Annotated in this window: 21 protein-coding genes, 1 tRNA gene and 1 other RNA gene; 17 read left to right on the top strand and 6 right to left on the bottom strand. The window is 72.6% G+C overall.

Features of this window, described 5'->3' with window-relative positions; all coding sequences use genetic code 11:
- Positions 1-978 carry a hypothetical protein gene (locus ACN27B_RS14925; RefSeq protein WP_422745509.1) on the bottom strand — a complete coding sequence of 326 codons (978 nt, stop codon included), beginning with the start codon at positions 976-978 and terminating at the stop codon, positions 1-3.
- 435 nt (positions 979-1413) lie between these two features.
- On the opposite strand from ACN27B_RS14925, the gene pruA reads away from it, so the two are divergent.
- The 9 genes from pruA to ACN27B_RS14970 all read left to right on the top strand — a co-directional run bounded on the left by pruA (position 1414) and on the right by ACN27B_RS14970 (position 9309).
- Positions 1414-3042 (top strand): L-glutamate gamma-semialdehyde dehydrogenase, encoded by a 1629-nt coding sequence (pruA, locus tag ACN27B_RS14930; protein ID WP_422745511.1) that lies wholly within the window; start codon positions 1414-1416, stop codon positions 3040-3042.
- Positions 3043-3176: 134 nt separating this feature from the next.
- Positions 3177-3692: a PadR family transcriptional regulator gene (locus tag ACN27B_RS14935; RefSeq protein ID WP_091581545.1), complete on the top strand. Its 516-nt coding sequence runs from the start codon at positions 3177-3179 to the stop codon at positions 3690-3692.
- A 45-nt stretch (positions 3693-3737) separates the two neighbouring features.
- A complete protein-coding gene (prfB, locus tag ACN27B_RS14940; protein ID WP_099162452.1) occupies positions 3738-4859 on the top strand; it encodes a peptide chain release factor 2 in 1122 nt (373 codons plus the stop codon).
- Between the two features lie 118 nt (positions 4860-4977).
- On the top strand, positions 4978-5658 hold the full coding sequence (gene ftsE / locus ACN27B_RS14945; RefSeq protein ID WP_013284225.1) for a cell division ATP-binding protein FtsE: 681 nt from the start codon (positions 4978-4980) through the stop codon (positions 5656-5658).
- A gap of 64 nt (positions 5659-5722) precedes the next feature.
- On the top strand, positions 5723-6598 hold the full coding sequence (gene ftsX, locus ACN27B_RS14950) for a permease-like cell division protein FtsX (protein ID WP_396754554.1): 876 nt from the start codon (positions 5723-5725) through the stop codon (positions 6596-6598).
- 132 nt (positions 6599-6730) lie between these two features.
- The gene (smpB, locus tag ACN27B_RS14955; protein ID WP_099164766.1) at positions 6731-7210 is read left to right on the top strand and encodes an SsrA-binding protein SmpB; all 480 of its coding nucleotides are present in this window, start codon (positions 6731-6733) and stop codon (positions 7208-7210) included.
- 105 nt (positions 7211-7315) lie between these two features.
- Positions 7316-7691, top strand: a transfer-messenger RNA (tmRNA) gene (ssrA, locus tag ACN27B_RS14960).
- A gap of 183 nt (positions 7692-7874) precedes the next feature.
- Positions 7875-8276: a hypothetical protein gene (locus ACN27B_RS14965; protein ID WP_099162450.1), complete on the top strand. Its 402-nt coding sequence runs from the start codon at positions 7875-7877 to the stop codon at positions 8274-8276.
- A gap of 37 nt (positions 8277-8313) precedes the next feature.
- Complete coding sequence (locus ACN27B_RS14970) at positions 8314-9309, top strand: hypothetical protein (protein ID WP_422745515.1); 996 nt, start codon at positions 8314-8316, stop codon at positions 9307-9309.
- Between the two features lie 2 nt (positions 9310-9311).
- Here ACN27B_RS14970 and mdlC read toward each other — a convergent pair whose 3' ends face one another.
- Together mdlC and ACN27B_RS14980 are read right to left on the bottom strand one after the other, a co-directional pair.
- Positions 9312-10907 (bottom strand): benzoylformate decarboxylase, encoded by a 1596-nt coding sequence (gene mdlC, locus ACN27B_RS14975; RefSeq protein WP_422745517.1) that lies wholly within the window; start codon positions 10905-10907, stop codon positions 9312-9314.
- Between the two features lie 89 nt (positions 10908-10996).
- A complete protein-coding gene (locus ACN27B_RS14980; protein ID WP_357621960.1) occupies positions 10997-11797 on the bottom strand; it encodes an S-methyl-5'-thioadenosine phosphorylase in 801 nt (266 codons plus the stop codon).
- Positions 11798-11946: 149 nt separating this feature from the next.
- Here ACN27B_RS14980 and ACN27B_RS14985 point away from each other — a divergent pair, with 149 nt between their 5' ends.
- The 5 genes from ACN27B_RS14985 (at position 11947) to ACN27B_RS15005 (ending at position 15339) form a co-directional block, all read left to right on the top strand.
- Complete coding sequence (locus ACN27B_RS14985; protein ID WP_091584149.1) at positions 11947-12537, top strand: YqgE/AlgH family protein; 591 nt, start codon at positions 11947-11949, stop codon at positions 12535-12537.
- Between the two features lie 91 nt (positions 12538-12628).
- Positions 12629-12701, top strand: a tRNA-Ala gene (locus ACN27B_RS14990).
- A 533-nt stretch (positions 12702-13234) separates the two neighbouring features.
- Positions 13235-13534, top strand: a complete 300-nt coding sequence (locus ACN27B_RS14995) for a hypothetical protein (RefSeq protein ID WP_396822449.1) — start codon at positions 13235-13237, stop codon at positions 13532-13534.
- A complete protein-coding gene (locus ACN27B_RS15000; protein ID WP_396822450.1) occupies positions 13531-14061 on the top strand; it encodes a DUF6036 family nucleotidyltransferase in 531 nt (176 codons plus the stop codon). The genes ACN27B_RS14995 and ACN27B_RS15000 overlap by 4 nt, the downstream gene beginning before the upstream one ends.
- Positions 14062-14883: 822 nt before the next feature.
- Complete coding sequence (locus tag ACN27B_RS15005) at positions 14884-15339, top strand: DUF3592 domain-containing protein (protein ID WP_422745520.1); 456 nt, start codon at positions 14884-14886, stop codon at positions 15337-15339.
- A 114-nt stretch (positions 15340-15453) separates the two neighbouring features.
- Here ACN27B_RS15005 and ACN27B_RS15010 read toward each other — a convergent pair whose 3' ends face one another.
- Positions 15454-15954 carry a DUF1772 domain-containing protein gene (locus tag ACN27B_RS15010; protein ID WP_422745522.1) on the bottom strand — a complete coding sequence of 167 codons (501 nt, stop codon included), beginning with the start codon at positions 15952-15954 and terminating at the stop codon, positions 15454-15456.
- 71 nt (positions 15955-16025) lie between these two features.
- On the opposite strand from ACN27B_RS15010, the gene ACN27B_RS15015 reads away from it, so the two are divergent.
- The 3 genes from ACN27B_RS15015 (at position 16026) to ACN27B_RS15025 (ending at position 19969) form a co-directional block, all read left to right on the top strand.
- Positions 16026-16970 carry an AraC family transcriptional regulator gene (locus tag ACN27B_RS15015; protein ID WP_281590770.1) on the top strand — a complete coding sequence of 315 codons (945 nt, stop codon included), beginning with the start codon at positions 16026-16028 and terminating at the stop codon, positions 16968-16970.
- A complete protein-coding gene (locus ACN27B_RS15020; RefSeq protein ID WP_099162442.1) occupies positions 16967-17308 on the top strand; it encodes a VOC family protein in 342 nt (113 codons plus the stop codon). Before ACN27B_RS15015 ends, ACN27B_RS15020 begins: the two co-directional genes overlap by 4 nt.
- 138 nt (positions 17309-17446) lie before the next feature.
- A complete protein-coding gene (locus tag ACN27B_RS15025; RefSeq protein WP_422745525.1) occupies positions 17447-19969 on the top strand; it encodes a SpoIIE family protein phosphatase in 2523 nt (840 codons plus the stop codon).
- A 36-nt stretch (positions 19970-20005) separates the two neighbouring features.
- Here the strand turns inward: ACN27B_RS15025 and ACN27B_RS15030 are convergent, their stop codons facing one another.
- Both ACN27B_RS15030 and ACN27B_RS15035 read right to left on the bottom strand, forming a co-directional pair.
- The gene (locus tag ACN27B_RS15030; protein ID WP_281590772.1) at positions 20006-21073 is read right to left on the bottom strand and encodes a glycerophosphodiester phosphodiesterase family protein; all 1068 of its coding nucleotides are present in this window, start codon (positions 21071-21073) and stop codon (positions 20006-20008) included.
- A gap of 163 nt (positions 21074-21236) precedes the next feature.
- Entirely contained in the window at positions 21237-23429 is a 2193-nt protein-coding gene (locus tag ACN27B_RS15035; protein ID WP_422745527.1) for a DUF4153 domain-containing protein, read from the bottom strand.
- Positions 23430-23543 lie beyond the last annotated feature (114 nt).

Raw genomic sequence — 23543 nt, forward strand, 5'->3', positions numbered from 1 at the left:
TCAGGAGGCCGGCTCGTCCTCCTCCTCGACCGGGCGCGGGCCGAGCGTGCGTCCGAAGACGATGAGCGTGGTCAGCGCGCCCACGAAGAGCACCCAGATGCCGTTGTCCACCCGCGACGTGCCGAGCGCCGTCTGCGCCACCTGGTCGGCCTCGCTGAGCGCGGCGGCCAGGTCGAGCAGCCCCCGCCCGCCGATCCGGATGATCACCTCGGTGAGCAGCAGGAGCAGCCCGGCGCCGGCGCCGGCCACCAGGTACGCCGGCCAGCGCAGCGGCGCGGCCGCGCCGTGCCGACGCTCCGCGCGGCGGCGGGACCAGGCCAGGTAGAGGTAGGCCACCAGCCCGGCGACCAGCCCGGCGAGCAGCGACTCGGTGCGGGACACCCACTTGGCGGCGTCCAGCACCGACTGCTGGGTCTCGCCGGCGCCGAACAGATCGGAGAGCGGATCCCGGGCCCGGCTGAACAGCACCACGAAGACCTGCGCGGCGAGCGTGGCGGCGGCGATCGCGGCCACCACCCGGGCCTGCCGCGCCCCGGCCGCCGCGCCGCCGATGATCGCGGCGGCGGCCGTGGTGCCGGCGATCGTGTTGGTGGTGGCGTTGTCCGCGTACGTGAGGTTGATCGCCACCGCGGCGACGAGCCCGACCAGCAGGCCGGCGCCGACGGTGGCCAGGAAGCGCAGGGTGGCGCGGGCCAGCCGGTTGGTGGCGGCCAGCGCGACCGTGGCGCCGGTGACCAGCGCCGCGGTGATCACGCCCGGGAGCGCGTACGCGGAGAGGCTGATCGCGGTGACCCCGGCGGCGGTCGAGGTGATCGCCTCCCGGGTGGACCAGAGCATGGCCGCCAGCCAGGCGATCGAGAGCAGGGCCAGCGGCAGCGCGCCCGACGCGTACTCGGGTCGCCCGACCGCGGGGGCCACGTCGACGACCTCGGGCTGGTCCGGCTCCGCGGCCGTGGAGCTGCCGGGCTGGTTGCTCATCGTCTCCCTTTCGACGGACGCCGGATCGGCCGCGCCGGGCCGGGCGGGTCACCGGTCATCCAGCGTACGCGGCGCGGCGCGCCCTCCCGGACGGGCGGGCCGCGCGCCCCGGCGCATGTCACCCCGGCCGACTGGCGGGTGCCGACGGGGCGCGGGGGTGGGCCGAGACTGCCGATGAATCGTCGACCGCGCGCGATCTGTGCCGACGTTTCGTCGGTTCCGGGCGGGAATGGACCGACGGTCCGAAGAGGGGGAGTCCGTCCGGTGTTCGGTGCCGCACCCGGGGAGCCCGGGTCGGCGACGGCGTCGCATGAAACAATCGGCCCAGGTCCCGCCGCCGCGACCGGTCCACCACGCGGTGTCCGGCGCCGGCCGCCCGGCCGCGCTCGCGGGGCCGGTTTCGCCACCGCCGTCGAGATCGCACAGGAGCCTGTGATGGACGCCGTGTTCTCCGTACCCGAGCCGCGCAACGAGCCGGTCCACACCTACGAGCCCGGCAGCGCCGACCGGGAGCGGCTCCAGCGGCGGCTGGCCGAACTGGCCGCCGACCGGATCGAGCTGCCGATGACCATCGCCGGTGAGCAGCGGATGGCCGGCGGCGCGTCGATCGACGTGGTGCAGCCGCACAAGCACGCGCACGTGCTCGGCGTCACCGGGCACGCCACCCACGACGACGCGCGGGCCGCGGTCCGGGCCGCCAAGGACGCCGCGCCGATGTGGCGGGCGCTGCCGTTCGAGGAGCGGGCCGCGATCTTCCTGCGCGCCGCCGACCTGCTCGCCGGCCCCTGGCGGGACACGCTCAACGCGGCCACCATGCTCGGCCAGTCCAAGACCGCGGTCCAGGCCGAGATCGACGCCGCCTGCGAGCTGATCGACTTCCTCCGGTTCAACGTCCACTTCGCCCGCCGGCTCCTGGCCGAGCAGCCGATGTCCTCGTCCGGCGTGTGGAACCGCTTCGACCACCGGCCCCTGGAGGGCTTCGTCTACGCGGTCACCCCGTTCAACTTCACCGCGATCGCCGGCAACCTGCCGTCCGCCCCGGCCATGCTCGGCAACACGGTGGTCTGGAAGCCGGGCCCGACCCAGCAGTTCGCCGCGCACTTCACGATGCGCCTGTTCGAGGCCGCCGGCCTGCCGCCCGGTGTGATCAACATGGTCACCGGCCGGGGCGAGGAGGTCTCCGACGTGGTGCTCGCCGACTCGGACCTGGCCGGCATCCACTTCACCGGCTCCACCAAGGTCTTCCAGCACCTGTGGAAGACCGTCGGCGACAACATCGCCCGCTACCGGGGCTACCCGCGCCTGGTCGGCGAGACCGGCGGCAAGGACTTCGTGGTCGCGCACACCAGCGCCGACGTGGACGCGCTGCACACCGCGCTGATCCGGGGCGCCTACGAGTACCAGGGCCAGAAGTGCTCGGCCGCCTCGCGGGCCTACGTCCCCCGGTCGCTGTGGGAGGGCGGGCTGCGGGACCGGCTCGCCGCCACCGCGGAGTCGCTGACCTACGGCGACGTGACCGACTTCAGCAACTTCGGCGGCGCGGTCATCGACGACAAGGCGTTCGGCCGGCACACCGCCGCGCTGGAGCTGATCAAGGGCGACGACAGCTGCAAGATCCTGGCCGGGGGCACCGCCGACGACTCGGTCGGCTGGTTCGTCCGGCCGACGCTGTTCGAGTGCTCCGACGCCGCGCACGAGACCTTCACCACGGAATACTTCGGCCCGATCCTCGGCGTGCACGTCTTCGACGACGCCCGCTTCGACGACGTGGTCGCCCAGGCCGAGTCGATCGCGCCGTACGCGCTGACCGGGTCGATCTTCGCGAACGACCGCCGGGTGGTCGACCAGGTGGCGGAGAAGATGCGGTACGCGGCGGGCAACTTCTACATCAACGACAAGCCGACCGGCGCGGTGGTCGGGCAGCAGCCGTTCGGCGGCGCCCGGGCCAGCGGCACCAACGACAAGGCGGGCTCCTGGCACAACCTGGTCCGCTGGACGTCGCCGCGGACGATCAAGGAGACCTTCGTCCCGCCGACCGACCACACCTACCCGCACATGGGCTGAGGCGTCCGGAGAGGCCCGTCGGAGACGTGGGGCGGGCCTCTTCCTTACCCGACAGTGCACATCGGACCCGCCATCGGGTGGCGAAAACGGCAAATCCTGGACGCCAGAGCCGACAAAGTGGCAGCTTAGAGGGCATGGCGGAATCCGGAGTCAACCCGACGGCGGCGGCCCTGCTGGGCCTGCTGCACGACGGCCCGATGACTGGCGGCCAGTTGATGGCCGCCGCCGAGCGCCGGCTGGCGCCGTACTGGTCGATGACCCGCAGTCAGGTCTACCGGGAGCTTCCCGTCCTGGCCGAGAAGGGTCTGGTGCGGCTCGGCAAGCCCGGGCCGCGGATGAGCCAGCCGTACGCGCTGACGGCGGCCGGGAAACGGACATTCTCCCGCTGGCTGGCGGAGAATCCCGGCAAGGACACCATCCGTAACCCGATAGCGCTACGGATGGCGTTCGGCAACCTGCACTCGTCGAGCCAGCTCAAGAACCTGTACGCCTCGGCGAACGAGTACCACACCGAGGCGCTGGCGGCGGTGCGGGAGCAGGTCAAGAACGCCAAGAAGGAGGGCGACAACTACGACGCCAGCGCGCTGGAGTTCGCGGTCGCCTACCACAGGGCGGCGCTCTCCTGGCTGAAGACCGCGCCGGTCGGCTGACCACCTGCAACAGGTTGACGGGCCCACGCAGTAGTGTTGTCTGTCGTGACCGCTGCCGATTACGCCGAACAGCTCAAGGAACTCGACGCCACGCTGCGCAACATCGAGGCCGTGCTCGACCTCGACAAGCTGCGCGAGCAGAAGGCCCGCCTGGAGCAGGAGGCCTCCGCGCCCGACCTGTGGGACGACCAGGCCAAGGCGCAGCAGGTGACGTCGCAGCTGTCGTACGTCAACGGTGAGATCACCAAGCTGGGCGACCTGCGCTCCCGGCTCGACGACGCCGGGGTGCTGCTGGAGCTGGCCCAGGCGGAGTCCGACCCGGGCGCGCTCACCGAGGTCGAGTCGGAGATCACCGGGCTGACCAAGGCCATCGAGGAGATGGAGGTCCGCACCCTGCTCTCCGGCGAGTACGACTCCCGGGAGGCGCTGGTCGCCATCCGGGCCGGCGCCGGCGGCGTGGACGCGGCGGACTTCGCCGAGATGCTGCTGCGGATGTACCTGCGCTGGGCGGAGCGCCACGGCTACCCGACGGAGGTCTACGAGACCTCCTACGCCGAGGAGGCGGGCCTGAAGTCCGCCACGTTCACCGTGAAGGTGCCCTACGCCTACGGCACGCTCAGCGTGGAGTCCGGCACCCACCGGCTGGTGCGGATCAGCCCGTTCGACAACCAGGGCCGCCGGCAGACCAGCTTCGCCGGGGTCGAGGTGCTGCCGGTGGTGGAACAGACCGACCACATCGACATCCCCGAGAACGAGATGCGGATCGACGTCTACCGGTCCTCCGGCCCGGGTGGCCAGTCGGTCAACACCACCGACTCGGCGGTCCGGATCACCCACATCCCGACCGGCATCGTGGTCACCTGCCAGAACGAGAAGTCCCAGCTGCAGAACAAGGCGTCCGCGCTGCGGGTGCTCCAGGCCCGGCTGCTGGAGCGCAAGCGGCAGGAGGAGCAGGCCAAGATGGCGGGCCTGAAGACCGACGCCGCCGGCTCGTGGGGCGACCAGATGCGGTCGTACGTCCTGCACCCGTATCAGATGGTGAAGGATCTGCGTACCGAACAGGAGACGGGCAATCCGTCCTCGGTCTTCGACGGCGAGCTGGACAGCTTCATCGAGGCGGGAATCCGCTGGCGGAAGCAGCAGCAGCTCTCCGCTGACGGTGCGTGATCACGGTCGGACGCAGCGCGTCATCGATCTCGGTCTGACCGGGTAAATCGATGACGCGCACCGCATCCACGGGGCGGGGGGCTTGGCTCTGCGGTTACACCGCGTAGACTCTCGACCCGTGATTCAGCTTGAGCAAGTGACGAAGACGTACCCGAAGGCGTCCCGGCCTTCGCTCGACAACGTGTCCGTCTCGATCGAGAAGGGCGAGTTCGTCTTCTTCATCGGTCCATCCGGCTCCGGCAAGTCCACCATCATCAAGTTGCTGCTGCACGAGGTCACGCCCAACAAGGGTCGCGTCGTCGTCAACGGCAAGGACGTCACGTCGATGCGTTCCTGGAAGCGACCCCACTTCCGGCGTTCCATCGGCTGTGTCTTCCAGGACTTCCGGCTGCTGCCGAACCGCACCGCGTACGAGAACGTGGCGTTCGCGCTGGAGGTGATCGGCAAGACGAAGGCGGTGGCCCGTCGGGTCGTGCCGGAGGTGCTGGAGCTGGTCGGTCTCGGCGGCAAGGAGCACCGCTACCCGCACGAGCTGTCCGGCGGCGAGCAGCAGCGTGTCGCGGTGGCCCGGGCGTTCGTGAACCGGCCGCTGATCCTGTTGGCCGACGAGCCCACCGGAAACCTGGACCCGGACACCTCGATCGAGATCATGCGCCTCCTGGACCGGATCAACCGCACCGGCACGACCGTCGTGATGGTCACGCACGACTCCAACATCGTGAACCAGATGCGGCGCCGGGTGATCGAGATCGAGAGCGGCCGCATCGTGCGCGACCAGGCCCGCGGCGTCTACGGCTGAGCCGCTGACGATCCGTAGACCCTGACGACGAACACCTCAGCCGGAGAGCCGGAGGAATATCCCGATGCGGATGAAGTACGTCCTGTCCGAGGTACTGGTCGGACTGTGGCGCAACGTCACCATGACGGTCGCCATGATCATCACCATGGCGGTGTCGCTGTTCATGCTGGGCGGCAGCGGCCTTCTGTACCAGAAGGTCGGCGACATGAAGGATCTCTACTACGAGAACGTCCAGGTCTCGATCTTCCTGAAGACCGACGTCCAGGAGCAGCAGCGGACCGATCTGGAGACCAAGCTCAAGGCGGACCCGCTGGTCAAGGACGTCACGTACGTCAACAAGGACGAGGCGTACAAGCGCTTCCAGCAGATGTACGCCGACGCGCCCGACCTGGTCAACGCGGTCAAGGCCGACCAGCTGCCGGAGTCGTTCCGGATCACGCTGAACGACCCGCAGCAGTACAAGCAGATCTACGACCAGTACAAGACCGCCGAGGGCATCGACACGATCGTCGACCAGAGCAAGCTGCTGGACAAGGTCTTCGGCGTGCTCACCGGCATCCAGAACGGCGCGCTCGCCCTCGCCATCGTGATGGCCGCCGCCGCCCTGCTGCTGGTCGCGAACACCATCCAGGTGGCCGCCTACAGCAAGCGGCGTGAGGTCGCGGTCATGAAGCTGGTCGGCGCGTCCAACTGGTTCATCCAGGCGCCGTTCGTGCTGGAGGCGGTGGTGGCCGGCCTGATCGGCTCCATCCTCGGCCTGCTCGCGCTGATCGGCGTGAAGACGGTGGCGGCCGGCAGCTCGATGGCCGCGCTGGAGGGGCTGATCACCCCGATCTCCTGGTCCGAGATCTTCCTGACCTTCCCGCTGATGGCCGCCGTCGGTGGCCTGGTCAGCGCGATCACCGCCTGGGTCACGCTCCGCTTCTACCTGCGGGTCTAGTTTCGGTACGGCTCTCTCCAAGGGCCCTCCCGCGCCGGAATAAACGGCGCGGGAGGGCCCTTGTGGTTCCGGTAGCATGATCTCCGCTCGCCGGCCGGTGGCCGGGAGCCGATCAGGAAGGGGGTGGCGCCGATGCCACGGGAAAAGGGTCGCAAGGTGGTCGCCTCCAACAAGAAGGCGCGGCACGACTACGCCATCCTCGACACCTACGAGGCGGGCATGGCGTTGACCGGCACCGAGGTCAAGTCGCTGCGCGCCGGGCGGGCGTCGCTGGTCGACGCGTTCGCCCAGGAGAGCGGCGGCGAGCTCTACCTGCACGGCATGCACATCCCGGAGTACACCCAGGGCACCTGGACCAACCACGAGCCCCGGCGCACCCGCAAGCTGCTGCTCAACCGGCTGGAGATCGACCGGCTGATCGGCAAGACCCGCGAGGGCGGGCTGACCGTCGTGCCGTTGCAGGTCTACTTCTCGGACGGCTGGGCCAAGGTCGAGATCGCCCTGGCCAAGGGCAAGAAGTCGTACGACAAGCGGCAGGACCTCGCCAAGCGGGACGCCGACCGGGAGATCCGGCGCGTCGCGGGTCGGCGCGGCAAGGGCATGGGCGACTGATTTGTCGGCTTTGTCCGGGCCGGCGCGCCCGGGCCGGGGCTCGGGATGAAACCCGTTGCGGCAGGCGTTAGGCTTGTCAGTGCCACCAGCACGGTGGCCTGTCGAGGGGGTGACTGGTTTCGACTTCGTACGCAGCGACAGGGGAAGCGAGCCGAGGAAGCCGACGTCGTCTCGAGAATCGGTCGTCGGAAACCAATAAGCGCCAAGAACAATCGCGCTGACTTCGCTCTCGCCGCCTGAGGCGAGTAGCAAGTCTGTCGGCCTGGGAGCGCCTTCGACCCAGTTAGCCGGCATCAGCTAGAAGGCTGGCCAATCGGACCCGGTCGCGGGGTCCGTGCGGCGAGATCAATCAGCGACTGGGCCCGTCACACCAACTTGCTCGCGTGAGCGGTGGGGCCGAGTAGAGGCACAGCGAGCTGCGCTCGGAGAAGCCCTGACAAACCGGCGAAGGACCCGGGTTCGATTCCCGGCACCTCCACCACCTTGACCTGTGCGCCCCGGTCCTCCCGGACCGGGGCGCACAGTCGTCTCCGCCCCCCGGCTGGTGCCGGTGGGCTCCCTGGGACGGATGGGGCGAATGAGGCGTCGCCGGTGGCTGGACAGGACGCGCCGGCCGGGTTCACCATCGCGGTATGCGATAGCACCGCAGGCCGGGAGGTGCCCCATGGTCACCAGTCCGATCCAGCAGCCGACCACCGTGCTCGGCCGGGCGTTGGCGGCGACCGGGGAGCCCCGCTGGCGGGAGCGGTTGATCGTCCATCTCGGTCCGGTCCGGCAGGGCTTCACCGAGCACGTCCGGATCACCGAGGGCCCGGCCGGCCGCTACGCCGACCTGCTGCGCACCGCGCCCCGGCTGCACCGGGGCGTACGTCTGCTGGTGGACGAGCACGCCGCGATCGTCGCGGCGCTGGCCGCGCTCCAGCACGCCGTCGGGTCGTCCGCCGTCTCCGCCGAGGAGGTGCGGGAGCAGGCCGGCAACCTGCTCCGCGTGCTCGACCGGCACCGGCGGCGCGGCGCGGACCTGCTCTGGGAGGCGTACCAGGCCGACCTGGGCGGTGGGGACTGACCGGGAACCGGCCGGGAGGTGGCGTCGTCCAATCCGCATGCGCCGATCGCTCGCCCTGCTCGGGCTGCCGTTGCTGGTCCTCGCCGGGTGCGCCACGCCCGACTCCGGTCCGGGTGGCACCACGTCCGCCGAGCCGGGCGCGACGACGTCCGCCGTGCGGAACCAGCACCCGGCGTTCGACCGGCGGGCGCGGGAGGTGGCCGCGCGCTGGCGCCCCGACCCGAGGTGGCGCACCGGGTACGTCCCGCTCCAGGACGCCACCGTCCTCGTCGGCGACCCGAGCTTCACCGCGGAGACGGAGCTGGCGTTCGCCTCCGGCTGGTACCGGGACCAGATCCCCCTGCCGACCGCCGTCCCGCCGGACGGCTCGATCCGCTTCCCCGACGGCGAGCTGCGGGTGCCGCTGGTCAGCGCGGTCGACGCGTACGCCCAGCTGGACCAGGGCGATCCGCCGCCGTGCGACGGCCGACCGCGCGAGCCGCGGCTGGGTAAGCCCGGCTGGCCGGAGCCCGGTGGCCCGACCGCCGAGCCGGGCCCGGACGACCCGGTGTCGACCACCGCGCCGACCCCGTGCGTGCCGCTCACCGTGACCGCGGTCCGCCTGGGCAGCGCGCCGGTGTGGACCAGCCGGGGCGCGGCCGACGTGCCCGCCTGGCTGTTCACGGTGGAGGAGCTGGCCGTACCCGTCGCCCGGCTCGCGGTCGCGCCCCACGCGGTCGGCACCGTCGGTGGCGGCGCGGCGGACACCCTGCCGTTGCCGGCCGGCCTCGTCGCGGCCCAGGAGCTGCGGGCGGTGGACGGGAACCGCCTCGACTACGTGGTCGGCGTCGGCGCCTGCGACGGCGCGCCCACCCCGCTGGTGCGGGAGGGCCCGGACGCGGTGGTGGTCGGCGGCTCCGTCGTCCCCGCCACCGGGGTCTGCACCATGCAGCTCGTGCAGAAGTCGGTGAGCGTCACGCTCTCCGCGCCGCTGGGCGGCCGGGCCGTGCTGGACGTCGGCACCGGCGCCCCACTGGTCGCGCGGCCCGGCTGAGGTCACAGGATCCGGGGCACCTCGGTGCTGATCGGCACCGGCAGCACCGTGGGGCGGTCGGCGGCGAGCGCGGCGGACAGCGCCGAGCCGAGCGCGTCCACCGACGTCACCACCTCGGCGGCGCAGCCGTAGCCGCGCGCCACCGCCGTCACGTCCAGCCCGGGCAGGTCCAGCGCCGGCACGCCCGGGGTGTGCTTCAGCTCGGCGAACGCCTTGAGGATCGCGTACTGCTGGTTCACCGGGACCACCACGGCCAGCGGCAGGCGCAGCCGCGCCGCGGTCCAGAGCGCCTGCACCGAGTAGTGCACCGAGCCGTCGCCGACCACCGCCACCACCGGGCGGCCGCGCCCGGTGTCCCGCTCCGCGAGCGCGAGGCCCACCGCGGCCGGCAGCCCGAACCCGAGGCCGCCGCTGGCCATGGTGAAGTACGAGCGGGGCCGGTCGACCCGCAGCCGCCGGCGCAACGCGGCCAGGTTGGACGGTGACTCCTGCACCAGCACCCCGTCCGCCGGCCAGGCCGCGGCCAGGGCCGCGAACAGCGCGTCGGCGGTGGGCGGCTCGCTGGGCTCGGGCGGCGCGGGCTGTTCCCGGGGCGGCGGTGCGGGCCGGCCGACCGGCGGCAGCACCTCGATCAGCGCCGTCATGGTCAGGCCGGGATCGCCGAGCAGGCTCTCCCCGACCGGGGCCCGGGCCGCCTCGTCGGGGTCGTCGGTGACGTGCAGCAGCCGGGCGTCACCGGGCAGGTAGTCGCCGGGCACGTGCGGGTAGTAGCGGAACACCGGAGCGCCGACCACCAGCACCGTGTCGTGGCCGCGCAGCGCCTCCGACAGCGGCCCGATCGCGTACGGGAGCACGCCCCGGAAGTGCGGGTGGCGCTCGGGGAAGACGGCCCGCTCCGGCGCCGGGGCGGCCCACACCGGGGCGGCCAGCCGCTCGGCCAGCGCGACGGCGGCCGGCCAGGCGTCGGCCCGGTCCACCGCCGCGCCGAGCACCAGCACCGGGGCGCGGGCGTCGGCCAGCGTGTCGGCGAAGCCGCGCAGCCGGTCCGGGTCCGGCGCGATGCGGGTGGCGACGGTCCGCACCTGCGGCGGCGGGTCGGCGGTCCGGTCCCAGTCGTCCATCGGCAGGGAGAGGAACACCGGCCCGGCGGGCGGCTGCACCGCCGAGGCGTACGCCCGCATGAAGGCCGCGGGGAGGTCCTGCGCGCGGGCCGGCTCGTGGGCCCACTTGACGTACGGCTGGGCCAGCTCGACCGCCCGCGGGCTGGCCAGCCGGGGTTCGATCAGCAGCATCTCCCGGGTCTGCTGGCCCGCGCTGACGATCAGCGGGGTCCGGTTGTGCCAGGCGGTCACCAGGTTGCCCATGCCGTTGCCGGTGCCCGGCGCGGTGTGCAGGTTGACGTGGGCGGGCCGGCCGGTGCCCTGCGCGTAGCCGTCGGCCATGGCGACCGCCGACGCCTCCTGGAGCGCGTGCACGTAGTGGAAGTCGGCGGGGAAGTCCTGGAGGAACGGCTCCTCGGTCGAGCCGGGGTTGCCGAAGACGGTGGTCATCCCGAGCGCGCGCAGCAGGTCGTAGGTCGCCTCGCGCACCGTCGCCATCGCCGGCTGCCTCCGTCCCGGGCCGGGCCGCCTCCCGACCCACCGAATCTAGCGGGCGGAAGCCGACTTTTCGGGCGCTTCGCCGGGGCTCAGGGCAGTGGGAACGGCAGCGTGATCCCGTCCAGCGCGCCACCGCACGGGCAGTCCCGCTCGGCCGGCAGCGCGGCGACCGCGTCCAGCAGCAGCCCACGCAGCCGGTCGGTGTTCTCCGCGAAGACCCGGAACACCTCCTCCTGGGTGACCGACTCGCCCGCCTCGACGCCGGCGTCCAGGTCGGTGACCAAGGCGATCGACGTGTAGCAGAGGGCCAGCTCGCGGGCGAGCACCGCCTCCGGGTGGCCGGTCATGTTCACCACCGTGCCGCCGATCGAGGCGAACCAGCGCGACTCCGCCCGGGTCGAGAAGCGCGGGCCCTCGACCACCACCACCGTCCCCCCGTCCACCGCCGGCACGCCTTGACCGGCCGCCGCGTCCAGCAGCGTCCGCCGCCCGGCCGGGCAGTACGGGTCGGCGAACGACACGTGCACCGCGCCCCGGTCGTAGTAGGTCTGCACCCGTCCGCTGGTGCGGTCGACGAGCTGGTCCGGCACCACGAACGTGCCCGGCCCCAACTCCGGCCGGAGGCCGCCGACCGCGCACGGCGCCAGCACCTGGCGTACGCCCAGGGAACGCAACGCCCAGAGGTTGGCCCGGTAGGGGATCCGGTGCGGCGGGTGCCGGTGGTCGCGCCCGTGCCGGGGGAGGAACGCCACCCGGCGACCGCCCACCTCGGCCACCGTGATCGGGTCCGACGGCGCGCCGTACGGGGTGTCCACCACATGCTCCACCCCGTCCAGCAGGGCGTAGAGACCCGACCCGCCGATCACCGCCAGTTCGGCCTCCGCCGTCATCCGGCCCTCCCTCGATCCGTCGCGATCACCCGCCGGTCAGACCTTAGCCAGCGGGCGGGGCGCAGGCTATGGTGCCTGACATGGCGTTGACAGCGTGGACGGTCGACGGCGTCGGGCCCGCGCGGGCGCACGGCTGACGGGTGTCGGACATGCAGGGTGAGGGGCAGGCGATCGGTGGCCGAGCCATGGAGTCGATGACCGGACGGCTGCTGGTCGCGACACCCGTGCTCAAGGATCCGAACTTCGACCGCACCGTCGTGCTGCTGGTCGCCCACGAGCCCGGCGGCGCCCTCGGCGTGGTGCTCAACCGGGCCACCGAAGTTCCGGTGGCCGACGTGCTGGGCGACTGGAGCGACCTGGCGCGGGAGCCGGCGGTGCTCTTCGAGGGCGGCCCGGTCCAGCCCGACTCGGCCATCTGCCTGGCCCGGATGCGCCACCCGGTCAAGCCGGTCAAGGGCTTCCACCGGGTCTCCGGCGCGGTCGGCACCATCGACCTCTCGGTCGACCCGGCGAAGCTGCGGGACGCCGTCGGCGGGATCCGGGTCTTCGCCGGCTACTCCGGCTGGGGCGCCGGGCAGTTGGAGCGCGAGATCGAGGAGGGGTCCTGGTTCGTGCTCGACGCGCTCCCCGGCGACGCCTTCGTCGACCGCCCCGACGATCTCTGGCCGATGGTGCTGCGGCGGCAGGGCGGCATGATGGCCGCGGTGGCCCACTTCCCGCCCGACGTGGCGCTGAACTGACCGGGCCCGGGGGTGACCCCCCGCGAGATGACCATGCCGAACGGCGTGTGTATAGTTCTTCCCGTGCCCGGGCGACCGGGGACGACCGCAAGGGGCCGTGGCGCAGCTGGTAGCGCACCACACTGGCAGTGTGGGGGTCAGGGGTTCGAGTCCCCTCGGCTCCACCTTGTGTTTGTGCAGGTCAAGCGGCACTTCTCATCGAGAGGTGCCGCTTTTCTCGATCTTTTGGTCACAGATTTCGTCACGGCTGCGCCCCACACCCCACCCGGGCGACACGATCGACCACCGGTTCCGGGCCGCGCCTTACCTGGTACAGATTGCATCTGTCCGGTTCTGGGCGCGTCGTCCTCACCACTTGTGTGCGGGTCTTGACGCCGAGAGATGGTGATCTTAGCGTCCTCGATCACTTGGCTCGTGGATGCGGGGGCGGGACCCGGCTGCCGCCCCGGCCCTGGGTGGGGGCGGCAGGTCCGCGCAAAGTCGTCGACCCATGGATGGTGAGAGGGCGGTGGGCTGCGCGCGCATCTGCGTCCTCCCACGGATCTCGCCATCGCGGACTGTGCCTGGCCACAGATGCGCCGACGAATGTACTAGCGTCGAGGGAGTGAGGAACCGCGCTGCGAGGTACGAGCCACTGACGGTGGCGCGCCTGGGTGCTTTGCTCGTCGGGTCCGACGAGACGCGACGATGGCGGCTGGTGGCGGAGTTTCTCGAGGAGTACCGCTGGGAACCAGCCGAGAAACGCACCGTGCTGCTGGACCAGGAACCAACGCCTACCGGTGACGAGCGTTGGGATGTATTCCTCGCGGCACTGACGGAGCACTTGGCGGCCAGTGACGGGCGGGGTGCGCCGTCATGGGTCGAGACCCGGTCGCTCCGGCGGTTCTGGTTCCCCTTCAACACCCGTGCCGCTCGGGTCGACGCGGTGGTGCACGCGCCGGCAGCGTTCCGTCGTCGGGGCGTGTACGTGTCGGCGCAGGAGTTGAACGTCGCGTGAGCCTTGATGATCCACTGCTGGACCGCTCGGCGATCGAGGATGCCTTCCGCCGACTCGGGGACCGGCTGGCGAGGCGGGGCGTCGTGGCGGACCTCTACATCTTCGGCGGGGCGGCCATGGCACTCGCCTACGACTCCCGGCGGGCCACTCGGGACATCGACGCCGTGTTCCAACCCCATGGCATCGTGCTCGACGAGGCTCGTGCGGTAGCCGATGAACTCGGCCTGCCGCACTGGTGGCTCAACGAGCAGGCGAGCGCCTATGTCGCTCCGGGAGGCGACGCGACGGCTCCGCGCGTGTTCGACCACCCGGGCCTGCGCGTGGCGGCGGCCTCTCCGGAACATCTGTTGGCCATGAAGGTGCTTGCTGCACGGCGGCGGGACGCCGAGGACATCCGCTTCCTGGTCAACCATCTCGGGTTGACCAGCACGGAGCAGGTCCTCGCTCTGTGTGCGGAGATCTTCCCGGAGGAGGAGGTCCCTGGCCGGGCAAGACTCGTGCTCGACGACGTCTTCGACGACTCGTAGCTCTGCCATCGTGCTTCGAACGCCGTACGGGAACTGCGTGGACCCGACTGCGTCGGCTCGTCGGCGATCGTCGCGGTGTGGTTTGCACGGCGGTGCCTCCGGTCCACCCTTGAGCCGACTCGGTCGGGGGTGCCCCAGTTTTGACTGATGGACGCGTGGAGCGCAGAACTATCCGTCGCTCCGATCTGCTCCCGTATGTTGTCGGTGCACTGCTGGCTCCGATCTTTCCGATCGCGATGGTTGTGCACACGGTGGCGCGTGAGCAGCCCGGGTATGGGCTTGCTCTGTCGCTGGCGATTTCTGTCGGTGGACTGTGCATCGCCTACCTTGCAGGACCAGCCGCTACGTTCACCGTGCTGCCAACGTCCATCCGGGTGGCAAATCCATTCATTCGATTTGAGGTGCCTAGGCATCTATTCGAAGGGTTCGACTTGTTGGAGACCGTTTCCGTGCGCCTGCTGGTGCAGGGAAGTGAACCAATAACGGTCCAAGCGGCCCTCCCTGGGCTCAGCACCGCGCACAGCAGAAAGCGCCTACTGCGCGGTCTGTATGGTCTGCAGGGCTGCATTGATGATATTCCTCCCCGGCCATCCTGCGGAGGTATTTCGAAGCGCATGAGGCTGGGAAACATTGCCGCAGCAACGTCGGCGCTGGCAGCATTTTTCGGGGCCGCCTGGTATGTGGTCGCAAACGCCGCCTTGGGGTAGAGGTCGTAGCGGGTCCTCGGCGTGAGATGGCCGTTTGAAAAAAAACTTGATCTGATACGTGCGAGGTTCCCCCGGTAGCTGGCCGATGCGAACCAAGACACGAGGAGGGCCGGTAGTGGAGAGCCCGTTCGGCCGGCGAGAGGTGAAGCTGGTCCTCTGGGTTGTCCTGGGCACCCTTCTCGTCGGCGCAGGTATCCTGCTCACTGTTCGGCTGCGCGAGGCGATCGACGAGCGGGTTCGCGTCGGCGCCGAGACGACAGGCGAAGTGGTCCACATCGAACGGTTCAGGATCACGCGTTCGTTCTCCGCCAACAGGCTGACGGTGGACTACACGTTCGACGGCGTGCGGCACCGGGAGCGGTTCTCCAGCGAACTCGACGAGAGTGAGTTCCGCGTCGGGGAGTTGCTCGACGTACGCGTCGACCGGACGGATCCGACCCGGGCTGCCACGCCCGACGGGTATGCGACGGAGGATCTGCTCCTGCAGGTGCCGACCCTCCTGGAAGGCCTCGGCATCGTCGTGATCTTGATCTCGCTCGCGTTGATCAGAACAGCCCCCCGGCGCGATTAGGTTGGCGGGTGGAACTCGACTGCCGCCCCGGCCCTGGGTCGGGGCGGCAGGTCCGCGCGGAGTCGTCGACTCATGGCAGGTTTCGGTACGGTTCGGGCCTGGCCGTGATGAGACTCAGTCGCCGGCACGGCCGGTGAGCGCCAGGGCCCAGCAGAACGCCGCGAACCCGCCCGTGCTCGCCAGCGCGCGGACCACGTTCCCGGTGACCCAGGTGGCCTCGAAGCGCGCCCGTACGGCACCGGGGTCGCCGAGCCGGTCCGCCGGTCCGGCCGCCGCCAGCGCGTCGTTCAACGGGACGTTGACGGCGACCGTGATGCCGACCGCCACCAGGTAGAGGACGAGCCCGGCGATGATCCACGGCAGCGCCGGGCGGGCCGTGCCCCGCCAGGCCAGCACCGCCGACAGGGCGGCGAGCAGCGGCGTGCCGAGGAACGCCAGCAGGAACCAGCCGTTGACGATGGTCACGTTGATCCGCTGCATCGCGTCCACGAACGTGCGGTCGTCCGCGCCCCGCAGCGCCGGCATCACGGCGTAGGCGAACGCGGCGAAGAGCCCGGCCATCAGCCCGGCCCCGACGGTGGCCCCGACCAGCGTCAGGTGCTGTACGAGTCGCATGTGCCCAGTCAACCGCCGCCCGGTGAGACGGCACATGGCCAGGACGCGCGAATGTGTGTGTAATCGTCTTCGTGGACGCCGTTGCCGGACTGCTCGACGGCCCCCGGGCCCGGGGCGCCTTCCTGCTCCGTTCGATCCTCACACCGCCCTGGTCGATGCTGGTCCGGGACGAGGCGCCGCTCACCGTGGTCGCGGTGGTCCGTGGTGACGCCTGGGTCGCGCCGGAGCAGGCCGAGACCGCGCGGCTCGGCGCCGGGGACGTGGCGATCGTGCGCGGCCCCGGTCCCTATCTCGTCGCCGACGACCCGGCCACGCCGCCCCAGGTGGTGATCCTCCCGGGCCAGCGCTGCACCACGCCGGACGGGCGCGAGCTGTTCGGGACGACCGGGCTCGGCGTCCGCACCTGGGGCAACGGTCCGGACGGCCCGACGATGTTGCTCACCGGCACGTACGCGGTGCAGGGAGCGGTCGGCCGGCGGCTGTCGGACGCGCTGCCCCCGCTGGCGGTCGTTCCGCGTGACTCCTGGGACACACCGCTGGTCCCGCTGCTGGCCGCCGAGATCGTGAAGGACGAGCCGGGCCAGGCGGCGGTGCTGGACCGCCTGCTCGACCTGCTGCTCATCGCCGCGCTGCGGGAGTGGTTCGCCCGGCCGGGCGCGGCGGCACCCGCCTGGTACCGGGCACACGCCGATCCGGTGGTCGGCCGGGCCCTGCGGGCGCTGCACCACGACCCCGCCCGACCGTGGACCGTGGCGGTGCTGGCCACCGAGGCCGGGATCTCCCGGGCGGTCCTGGCCCGGCGGTTCACCGCGCTGGTCGGCGAACCGCCCATGTCGTACCTCACCGGGTGGCGGCTGGCGCTCGCGGCCGACCTGCTCCGCGAGCCGGGCGCCACCGTCGGGGCGGTGGCCCGCCGGGTCGGCTACGGCAGTTCCTTCGCGCTGAGCGCCGCGTTCAAGCGCCGGTACGGCGTGAGCCCTCGCCGGCACGTGGACGCGCCTACCATGGCCGGATGACGGTCGACCTGTTCGCCGGCGTCCCGGTCCGCGACCGCGCGGTGGCCACCGCCTGGTACGACCGGCTGCTCGGCGGTCCGCCGGCGTTCCTGCCCAACGACACCGAGGCGGTCTGGGAACTCGCCGAGCACCGCTACCTCTACGTCGACGTGCGGCCGGAGCACGCCGGGCACGCCATGCACACCGTCTTCGTCGACGACCTCGACGCCCGTCTGGCCGGGATCGCGGCCCGCGGACTGACGCCGGCCGACGAGGAGACCTACGACAACGGCGTCCGCAAGGTCGTCTTCCGGGACCCGGACGGCAACGAGATCGGCTTCGGCGGGGGGCCGGCCTGACCGACCTGCCGGGCGGGTGTGAGCTGCCCGACAGGGCCCCTGTTCATCCGGCGGTCGGTGGGTCGCCCCGCCGTGCCCGCGGCGGTACCGTCTCCCCGGGCCCGTCGGTCGGCCCTCGTACGGATGAGGGAGGGCGGGGTGCGGGATCGGGTCGGGCGCACGGTCGACGACGGCAGCGGCCTGCTCCCGTCCGACGTCCTGCGCCGTACCGGCGCCGAGGTGGCGGTCCTCGTCCTGCTCGACCCCGCCGGCACGCAGCTGGACCTGATCTACTCCGTCGGCATGGTGCCCGAGCTGGCCGAGACCTGGGCCCGTTTCCCGCTTGCCGCGCCGGTCGGCATCTCCCGCGCCGCCCGCACCGGTGAGGTGGTGGAGGCGGGGTCGTTCCGGGAGCGGCTGATCCGCTTCCCGGCGACCGCGAGCCTGCCCACTGCCGACGTCGAGGGCCTGGTGGCCGCACCGCTGTGGCACCCGGACGGCGACGGGACGGTCGTCGGCGCGCTCAGTCTCGGCTTCCGGGGCCACGTGCCGCCGGGCACGGTGGAGGCGGCGACCGGCCTCGCCGCGTACGCCGCCGGGCGGGTGCGCGCGGCCGGGCTGCGGCACGGTGCCCACGTGCCGGTCGCCGAGGAGCCCGGACCACCCGGCCCGTCGCCGGTGGCCACCCTCGGGCACGGCCCGGCGGTGTCCGCCATCGACCAGGCGTTGCTGGAGACGATCCTGCTCCACCTGCCGGTCGGGGTCAGCGTGCTGGACCGGGACCTGCGCTTCGTCATGGCCAACCAGCGGGCCGCCGAGATCAACGGACGGCCGGCCGCCGAGCACCCCGGCCGGCACCTGCGCGAGGTGCTGCCGGAGCTGCCCGAGTCGTTCGCCGAGCAGCTCCGGCAGGTGATCGAGACCGGACGTCCGCTGGTCAACCTGGACGTCGTCGGTCCCACCCCGGGACGACCCGGCCGGCGGCGGTGGCGGGGCAGCTACTACCCGGTGCACGGGTCCACACCGGTGGGCCCGGTCGGCATCGCGGCCGTCTTCGACGAGGTGCCCGACGAGGCGACGGTCGGCGTCGAGCAGCTCACCGCGGACCGGGCCACCATGCTCACCGCCCTCGAAACGCTGGTGGAGAACGCGCCGGTCGGGGTGGCCCTGCTCGACACCGACCTGCGCTACCTCAAGATCAACCCTGTCCTCGCGGCGTGGAACGGTCGCCCGGTCGGCGACCACCTCGGCCGCCGGGTGCCCGACCTGTTCCCCGAGCTGGGTCCGGTCGTCGAGCCGCTGATGCGGGAGGTCGCCGAGACCGGCGCGGTCCGGGACGTCGAGGTGGTACGCGCCGGCCGGACGTACCTGAGCAGTTTCTTCGCGGTGCCGGGCGGCGGCGGGCGGGCCGGCGCGGTGGCCGTCCTCATCACCGACGTCACCTCGCGGCGGCGCGAGGAACGGCGGGCCCGCCGGGTGCAGGAGTTCACCGCCGCGCTCTCCCAGGCGGTCTCCGTGGCCGAGGTGGTCGCGGCGGTCCGGGACGGCGCCGGTCCGGCGGCCGAGGCGACCGTCGCGGCCGTCGCGCTCCTCGACGAGGCGGGCCGGCAGATCCGTTTCCCGCCCACCGGCCAGGAGCCGCCGTCGCGGTGGAAGGCGGTCGGGCGGGACGCCGTTCACCCGATCGCGGCCACCTTCCGGGCCGACGAACCCAGCTTCTTCCCGGAGCTCGAACCTCTCCTCGACCGGTTCCCCGACGCCGCCGACGCGATCCGGAACAGTCCCCACCGGTCGTGGGCGATGGTGCCGCTGCGCGGACGGGGGACCGCCGCCGGGGTGCTCGTCTTCGGGTACGCCGAACCGCAGGAGTTCGAGCCGGCGCGACGGGACTTCCTGGTCACCCTGGCCGGTCTGGCCGGGCAGGCGCTCGCCCGGGCGCAGCTCTACGAGCGGGAGCACGCCACCGCCGTACGCCTGCAACGCAGCCTCCTGCCGTCGCGGCTGCCGGCGGTGCCCGGAGCCGAGCTGGCGGCGGTCTACCTGGCCGGCGACGCGGTGGGGGTCGGCGGCGACTTCTACGACGTGTTCCCGGTCGACGGTGCCGCCGGCCGGGAGTGGGTCCTCGTGGTCGGCGACGTCGCCGGCCGGGGCGTGGACGCCGCCTCCGTCACCGGCCTGGCCCGGCACACGCTGCGGATCACCGCGGCGCTGGCGGAGCCCGCCACGGCCCTGCGCCAACTGCACGCCCGGCTCCGGACCGACCCGGACGTGGACCGGTTCCTCAGCGTGGTGTGCGGGCGGCTGCGGCTGCGCGACGGCGGTGCCGACCTGGACGTGGCCTCCGGCGGCCACCCGCCCGCGCTGGTCCGCCGGGCCGACGGGCGGGTCGAGGTGATCACCGTGCCGGGCGTGCTGCTGGGCGCCTTCCCCGAGGTGCGGCTCGGGCGGCGGTCGGTCGCCCTCGAGGCCGGCGACACCGTGCTGTTCTACACCGACGGGGTGATCGAGGCGCGCGGGCCGGGCGGGCTCTTCGGCGAGGAACGCCTGGTGGAGCTGCTGCGCGACGCGCCGGACAGCACACCGCGGCAGCTGGTGGAGCTGGTGCGCGACGGGGTGGCCGCCTACCAGAGCGGCCCGGTCGCCGACGACATCGCGATCCTGGCGCTGCGCGTCGGCGGCTGAGGAGGGGCCACGTGGGCCCCTCCCCGCCCCCACCGCTCAGCGCGCCCGGTACGCCTTCGGCAGCCGCATGCCCCGCTCGGCCATGAGCTGCCGGACCCGGTTCGGATAGTCGGTGATGACGCCGTCCACGCCGAGGTCCATCAGCGCCGCCACGGTCGGCATGTCGTCGCAGGTCCACGGCACGACCTTCAACCCGCGTGCGTGCGCGTCCGCGACCATCTTCCGGTCCGGGTAGAACCGGAAGGCCGGGTCGGCGATCGTGCCGTTCTGCGGGAACCCGTAGTTCGGCGAGAGCGTGGTGACGCCCGGGATCGCGTCGGCGGCCCGGACGAAGTCGCCGCCGAAGTCGTCCACGTCCAGCCCGCCCAGCCACGGCGACGCGCCCGGCTTGCCGACCTGGAGGAAGTCGTAGTTGGTCAGCGCCACCAGCGGCCAGCGCGGCGCGAGCCGGTGCATCACCCGCAGCGCTCCCCAGTCGAACGACTGGATGGTGACCTGCCGCTCGATGCCCGAGCGCCGGATCTCCTCGAAGACCCGCCGGACGAACAGCTCACGCGGCGCGGTCTGCTCGGGCGCCCCCGCCTCCACCTTGGTCTCGATGTTGAGCGTGATCCCGTGGGCCCGGTAGCGCTTCACCAGGTCGAGCACGTCGCGCAGCTCCGCCATCCGGGCGCCGGCGACCTGCTCCTGCTCCGGGAAGCCGGGCAGCTGCTGGTAGCCGCAGTCCATGGTCCTGATCTGCGCCAGGGTCAGGTCCTTGACGTACTTCCCGACGTACGGGTACGCCGGGTCGCCCGGACGCACCGGCGCGGTGTCCCGGCACTTCTGCGCGCTGACCTGGCGGTCGTGCGTGACGACGACCTTCTCGTCCCGGGTGACCTGGGTGTCCAGCTCCAGCGTGGTGACGCCGAGGCGCATCGCCTTGGCGAAGCCGGCCAGCGTCTCCTCGGTGGTCATGCCGATGCCACCGCGGTGGGCCTGCAGGTCGAAGTGGGTCCGCTGCGGCGGGACGCCGGGACGGTCGGCCGGCGTCGCGTGGGCGGCCGCCGGCACGGCCAGCGCCGCGCCGGTGACCAGTGCCGTCAGCACCTGACGGACGGACATGGAGGAACCTCCGCTACCTCGGTTGACGTTCGCGCAGCCGAAGGTAGGCGCGGAGACGGTGGCGGCCGTGGCGGCGAGGTGAGGGGCGGGTGAACGGTCGCGGGCGAGGCGGTCCGTGCCGGTGGCCGGGGCCGCGGCGTTCGCGGCCCGGCCACCGGGGACGTCAGCGGGGTCGGCGGGTCTTCGGCAGGTCGAACTGGTCCGCCCGGCGGCAGTCCTTCGGCCCGCCGACCGCCGTCGGCCCGACCCGGTCCAACGCCTGGCGGGCCCGCTGGCGGCCGAGGTTCCAGGCGTACCAGGGGTCGCGCTGGTCGAGCTCGTCGGCGATCCAGCTCAGCGTGCAGCGGCGCACCGGGTCGGGCAGCCGGGTGAGCGCGGGTGTGGCGTCGGCGGACAGCGCCCGCAGGTACCAGGCGTCGATCTTGCCGGTCTGCTCGTACCGGAGCGTGTTGCGCCGGGCGGCGTAGTCCTCCGGGTTCAGCACCGCCAGGCCGAGCAGCATCGCCACGGCCAGTGCCACGGTGGCGCCGGGGATCCACCGGCCCCGCCAGCGCACGCCCGCCGCCAGGATCATCAGGAAGACCGCGCCGAGCAGCAGCTCGAACGCCATCACGAAGATCCGCTCACCGGTGAAGCTGTAGACCTTCTGGTAGGTCCACATCCGGGACAGCGCGGACACCACGATCACCACGCTGAGCGCGCTGAGCAGCCCGAGCAGCACGCGCAGCAGGACGCGTTCGACCGGCCGCTCCCGGCCGGCCCAGCGGCCCACCCCGGCGAGCACCGCCACCGTCAGCAGCGTGACGAAGAGCAGCTGCCAGAAGCCGCTGCGGGCGTACTCGGCGTAGCTCAGTCCGGCGACCTTCTGCACGTGCCGCTCGCCGCCGAAGAGCACGGTGAACTGCACCACCACGAAGCCGGCGAAGAGCAGCGTCAGCGCCCCGATCGCCGGGGCCCACTCCAGCAGGCCGAGCCGGCGCTCACCCTCCCGGTCCACGGTGGACAGGTCGGGCGGTGCGGTCAGCGTGTAGACGGCGGCGACCGCGATCAGCCCACCCACCGCGGCGAGGAAGAGCCAGCCGACCACCGTACCGAGGTCGACCTCGGGCACGAGCGTGCCCAACGCCTCGGAGAACGCCGCGTCGGCCGACGCGAGCAGGCTGCCGAAGACCACCAGCACGACCAGGGTGGCGACCACCGACACGGTGACCTTGCGGACCGTCGTCGCCTCCGGCGAGGCGCTGACGTGCCGGCGCACCCAGGGCAGGCCGCGCAGCGCCGCGAACGGCGTGGCGACGAGGCCGAACAGGATCGAGCGGACCAACCGGCCGCCGGCGATCGCGAGCGTGGCGCAGCCCAGCGCGCCGAGCACGCAGAACGTCACCAGCCACCAGGCGTTGCGGACCGCCGGCACGGCGATCAGGGCCAGGGCCGCCAACGCCCAACCGAGGCGGATCAGCCGGTCGGCGCGGGGCAGTTCGGCGGTCTTCGTGCGAACCGCGAGCAGCACCGCGACGGTGAGCGTCAGCCAGCCCAGGAACCAGCCGATGCCGACCCGGCCGAGCGGCACGAAGACCGCGCTGCCCAGCGCGGCGGCGAGCACCGCGAGCGGCACGGCCCGGCCGGTGGCCGGCTTCGGACCGGGCCACCGGGCGCCCAGGAACGAGGTGCGGGGCCCCCGGGGTCGGGGAGCCCAGCTCTGCGGCGGCGGGTAGGTGCCCCAGGGGCGCATGTCCTGGTACGGCGGCGCGGCGGGCGGGTGCGGGCCGGGGCCGGCCGGTGCCACCGCGGTGCCGGGGCCGACCGGCGCGGGCTGCGGCGGGGCCTGGCCCGCCGGCCCGGCGGCGGTCACCGCGGACGGGGAGGGCTGCACGGCCGTGACCACCGGGGGCGACGCCGTGGTGTGCGAGCCCGTGGCGGCCCCGGACGTCGCCGTCGCCGGTCGACGCGCCGGGTCGGTGTCCGCCGCGACCAGGACCGGACCACCGTCGGCCTCGTTTGCCGCACCCGAACCATCGTCGGCCTTGACGGCCGCACCCGGACCGTCCTCGGCCGGACCGGTCGCGGCCTCCACGGTCGGTGGACCGGCCTGGGCGGGCACGCCGGTGGCCGGCTGACCGGCCGCCGGCACCAGCGGCACGAACAGCGCGTAGCCCTGGGTGCCGGCCGGCACGGTGACCGGGATCGCCCAGGCGGGCTGCCCCTCCGCGCCGGGCCACGGCACCGGCGGCGGCGCGCCCTCCATCGTGGGCAGCACCAGCAGGTACGGCTGGGGTGCGGGCGGGACGTCGCCCGCCGGGGACCCGTCCGCCGGGGCGGCGCGGGGCGGTTCGGGGGGCTGTGCCGGCTCGGGCAAGGCTCGCTCCTTGATCACAGGGTGTCGTCACTGTAGGGCCGGCCCGGGCCGCGCCGCCGCCCCGATTGTCCGTTCGGACAGCCGAGCCTGACCGGTCGGGGTGTCGACGCGGAT

This window comes from Micromonospora sp. WMMD754, from assembly GCF_049315235.1.
Classification (GTDB): Bacteria; Actinomycetota; Actinomycetes; order Mycobacteriales; family Micromonosporaceae; genus Micromonospora; species Micromonospora sediminicola.